Annotated in this window: 3 protein-coding genes; all 3 read left to right on the top strand. The window is 65.0% G+C overall.

Annotated features, from left to right (window positions below; translation table 11 throughout):
• Positions 1-512: 512 nt before the first annotated feature.
• The 3 genes from EPN98_RS02235 to EPN98_RS02225 all read left to right on the top strand — a co-directional run bounded on the left by EPN98_RS02235 (position 513) and on the right by EPN98_RS02225 (position 3,655).
• A complete protein-coding gene (locus EPN98_RS02235; RefSeq protein ID WP_293359693.1) occupies positions 513-1,715 on the top strand; it encodes an AAA family ATPase in 1,203 nt (400 codons plus the stop codon).
• Between the two features lie 52 nt (positions 1,716-1,767).
• Positions 1,768-2,808 (top strand): ParB/RepB/Spo0J family partition protein, encoded by a 1,041-nt coding sequence (locus EPN98_RS02230; protein ID WP_293359690.1) that lies wholly within the window; start codon positions 1,768-1,770, stop codon positions 2,806-2,808.
• Between the two features lie 175 nt (positions 2,809-2,983).
• On the top strand, positions 2,984-3,655 hold the full coding sequence (locus EPN98_RS02225) for a hypothetical protein (RefSeq protein WP_293359688.1): 672 nt from the start codon (positions 2,984-2,986) through the stop codon (positions 3,653-3,655).
• Positions 3,656-3,931 lie beyond the last annotated feature (276 nt).

Here is a 3,931-nt window from a genome sequence, read left to right as displayed (position 1 = left end):
TAAGGCGCTTTACGGGATCCGAAGACGCCGAATTGCACCGGTGCAATTGCGGGCGCGAACGCGCCGCGTCCTGACGGCCAAGGAGGTTGTGAGGTCGCCGCGCAGCCGGCAGGCTGGCAGCTCGCTGGCGTCTGAAGCGCGGAAGACTCGACAGATGAAGGATCACTATCCGGATGCGGCCGGGGTCTCGCCTCCGTCCGCCGCGCGGTTGCCGCGTGACGCACAGACAGCGCGCCCCCAGGCGGTCAGGATCGAGGTGAGCTGCAGTGGACCGAGCGGGCGAACGACGAAATTGCACCGGTGCAATTTCGAGCGGAGGCACCCCCGCCAGGACAGGATGGCCCCCAATCGGACAGGATAGCCCTGGCCGGAAAACCGGAATCGGCTTCTAGCTCACGCAATCAGTGTTAACACGTCGTTAATGATGCGCTTATAGCGTCCAGGCGGCCCCACTTTCGCTTTTGCGACTGCCGGGGCCGGTTTTTCGAAACCAGCCGGAGGCTGTAGTCCCTATGTCGAACGTCGCCGAAGCTCCCGCTCCCTCACTTGCTGGGCCGGTGTCGCAACTTGCCCGGCGGGCGTCGGCAGTCGTCGAAAACCTGCGGGACAGCGCTCGCGCCGCGCGCTCGGGAGATCGGCGTGAGCCGCTGTTCTCCATCGGCGAAGCGGCGGAATTGGTCGGTCGCACGCCGGCGGCGATCCGGGACGCGGAAAAGGATGGGCGACTGCCCGAACCGCCCCGAACCGAAACCAATCGCCGAGTCGGCTACACCTTGGCCCAGGTCAACGACATGCGCGGCGTGTTTGCCACCCGCCCGTGGCGGAAACCGGAAGATCCATGCGCGGTCATCGCCGTCCAGAACTTCAAGGGCGGCGTGGGCAAATCTACCCTCTCTGTCCACCTCGCGCAGTACATGGCCATCCAGGGCTACCGGGTAGCGCTAATCGACTGCGACAGTCAGGCCTCCAGCACTACTCTGTTCGGATATGTGCCTGACCTCGACCTGACCGAGGACCAAACGCTTTACCCCTACCTGCGCGAAGACGACATGCGCTCCCTCGACTACGCGCTTCGCGACACCCATTTCGACGGGTTGAAACTGATCCCCGCCAATCTCCATCTTTTCCAGTCGGAATATGAGCTTGCGGCGCGCATGGCGCGGGGAGGGGGGCGCCTCCTAGACCGCCTGGCTCAAGGCATCGCCTCGATCGCCGACCAATTCGACGTGGTGATCCTAGACCCGCCGCCGGCCCTGGGCGCCATCTCGCTTTCGGTTCTTCGGGCCGCCAATGCCCTGGTCATACCGGTCCCACCGACGGTGATGGATTTCTCGTCGACTGCCGCCTTTCTGACCATGCTGGATGAAACCCTCAACCAGTTGGCGTCGCGCGACCTAGCCCCCGATCTCAACTTCGTCCGGATCGTCGCGTCCAAGGTCGATGAGAACAAGTCCATGCAGAAGGAATTGCTGGCGCTGATGCGCCAGGTCTTCGGCTTGGCAATGATCCGGACGCCGATGAAGGACTCCGCCGAGATCGACAACGTCACGGCCCGCTTGATGACGGTCTATGAAATGAACAGCCCGATGACGAGCAAGTCGGTGCGCGACCGCTGCCTTACCTATCTCAACGGCGTCAACGAGGAGATCCTCCTCGACGTGCGTCAGACCTGGCCGAGCCATGTCGAGCGCCTTCGGAAGGAGGGCCACGCATGACCACCAAAGTTGGAAATTGCACCGGTGCAATTCGAGCAGAAAGGGCGCGCTCATGAGCTCCAAGAACCGTTCCTTCGCTGCCGGCTTGATCGGCTCTCTCGACGAGGTCGCGCCCCAGCCGGAGGCCCCAACACGGATGCCGGTCGGCATCCTCGCCAGTCGCGAGAACCGGATGGCCGAATTGGCGTCAGGCGCCGTGGTTGGACGCGCCATCGAACAGGTTGACCCGGCGCGCTGCCGGCTCTGGAGCGAACATAACCGAGACTATGCTGCGCTCGACGAGAGCCGCTGCGCCGACCTGATCGAAAGCTTCAAGGCCCAGGGCCGCCAGGAGGTGCCGGCGATCGTCCGGCGGGTCCGCGGCGTCCCCGACATCGAGTTCGAAGTCATCTGCGGCGCCCGCCGCCATTGGACGGTGACCTGGCTTCGCGCTCACAACTACGCCGACTTCCGCTTTCTGGTCGAGGTCCGCGACCTCACCGACGAAGAGGCCTTCCGGATCTCCGACCTGGAGAATCGCGCCCGCGAAGATCTGAGCGACATCGAGCGGGCCCGCGACTATCTGAAGGCCCTCGATCGTCACTACGGCGGCCGCCAGAAGGACATGGCTGGAAGGCTCAACGTGTCGGAAGCCTGGCTCAGCCGTTACCTCGACCTTGCGCGGCTGCCCGTCGAGCTGGTGGCCGCGTTTAGTGATCCGCACGAGCTGAGGATCAAGCATGTCACCTTCCTCAAGCCGCTGCTCAAGCCCGACGACCGGGCGCGGCGGGTGTTGGCGGAAGCCGGCGCCATCGCGCAGCGGAAAGGCGAGGGAACCCCGCTGAAGCCGCAGGACGTCATTCGCCGCCTTGCGGCCGCGGCCGACGCCCCCAAGAAGTCAGGATCGTCCAAAGCTTCGGGCAAGGTTCCTCCGGAAGTCGTCTCCTCCGCGAGCGGAAAGCCGCTGTTTCGTGTGGAGTCGAAGGACAAGAAGGAGGTCAATGTCACCCTGTTGCTGCAGGGGGGCGGCAGCCGGGCCGACGCGGAACAGGCCTTCGCCGATCTCCTCGCGCGGTTCTGGATGCAGACGTCGGCTGACGCCGAGCCCGCCTAGTTCGCTTGAGCCCGGGAAAGCGATAGAAAATATATGACTTTCTCCCGTGACAGCGAACTTCCAACGGCCGACAGCTCGAAGAACACAGCGCCGCGACTGCCCACTGCTGCATGAAGCTGCACAGATATGGACATTATTCGCGAGGGAGCCATATTGGGCGGCGATGGAGGGCCGAATGACAGCCAACCCCGCCCATAGACAACAAGACGCTCGCGCTCACGCCGCCGCTTCATCCATCAAGATTCTAGGTCAGGCGGCCGCCGCGTTGAGCGCGACGGCGGCGAAGCTGTCGGCCGATCAGCAACGGCTCGTCATTCGATATCAGGCAAGGCTGCCCGGTGTCATGGCCAAGGTGCTGGCGGAACTCGACGCGCCAGCTAAGACCCAGGCCATCGCGCTCACCAGGCGGGGCCCGATCGAAGCCAGTCAGGGGGCCGGCGTCGGCGAACTCCTAAGCCCGGGGGAGGGGGCCAGGCAACTCCATGACTATGCCCTCGCGACGGGCGGCGACTTAAACACCTGGGCCGGCCCGACGGCCGGGCCGGTCGAGATCGAGCGGCGCCTGGGCGTCCCCCGGTCGACCTTGCACCTGTGGCAAACCAAGGGCTTGGTGATCCGGCTAGTCGACGGCGTTCGAAAGCCCGTCTTTCCCATCGAGCAGTTTGTGGAATCAAAGCCGATCGCCGGTATCGCCGACGTGCTCGCCGTGATCGGGGAGCCGAACACGACCTGGATGTGGCTGAAGGAGCCTCACCCCCTGTTGGGTGACGCGACGCCGCTGGCGCGGTTGCAGCGCGGCGCGCTCGCCGAGGTGATGGACGCGGCGCGCACGAACTTCGATCAGTGAGGCTTGATCTCGTCGCCCTTGGCGACCTGGCCGAGCGCGCGGCGGTGAAGATGCGAGCGGACCCGCTGGCCGAACTCCGAAGGCTTGCTGGCCTGACGGCGGCCTGCTGGCGGTCGACCGGTCCGGACTGTCGCCACGCTGAAATCGTTCGAGCGAAGACCCGCCCGGCGTATGCCGGGCGGGTCGGGAGCCTCAGTCTTCGTCGCCGGCCTCGTTGTGCTCGGGACGATCGAGGGACTTCACCTCGTGCTGGGGCGTGGCCACCACCACCTTCGA

Source organism: Phenylobacterium sp., assembly GCF_004299445.1.
Lineage (GTDB): Bacteria > Pseudomonadota > Alphaproteobacteria > Caulobacterales > Caulobacteraceae > Phenylobacterium.
The sequence above is the reverse complement of the archived record's forward strand: the minus strand, read 5'-3'. Positions and strand labels throughout refer to the sequence as shown.

What these genes read in the sequence shown, in the direction of transcription:
- EPN98_RS02235 (WP_293359693.1), top strand. Translation starts at nt 513, where the DNA reads ATGTCGAACGTCGCCGAAGCTCCCGCTCCCTCACTTGCTGGGCCGGTG.
- EPN98_RS02225 (WP_293359688.1), top strand. Translation starts at nt 2,984, where the DNA reads ATGACAGCCAACCCCGCCCATAGACAACAAGACGCTCGCGCTCACGCC.
- EPN98_RS02230 (WP_293359690.1), top strand. Translation starts at nt 1,768, where the DNA reads ATGAGCTCCAAGAACCGTTCCTTCGCTGCCGGCTTGATCGGCTCTCTC.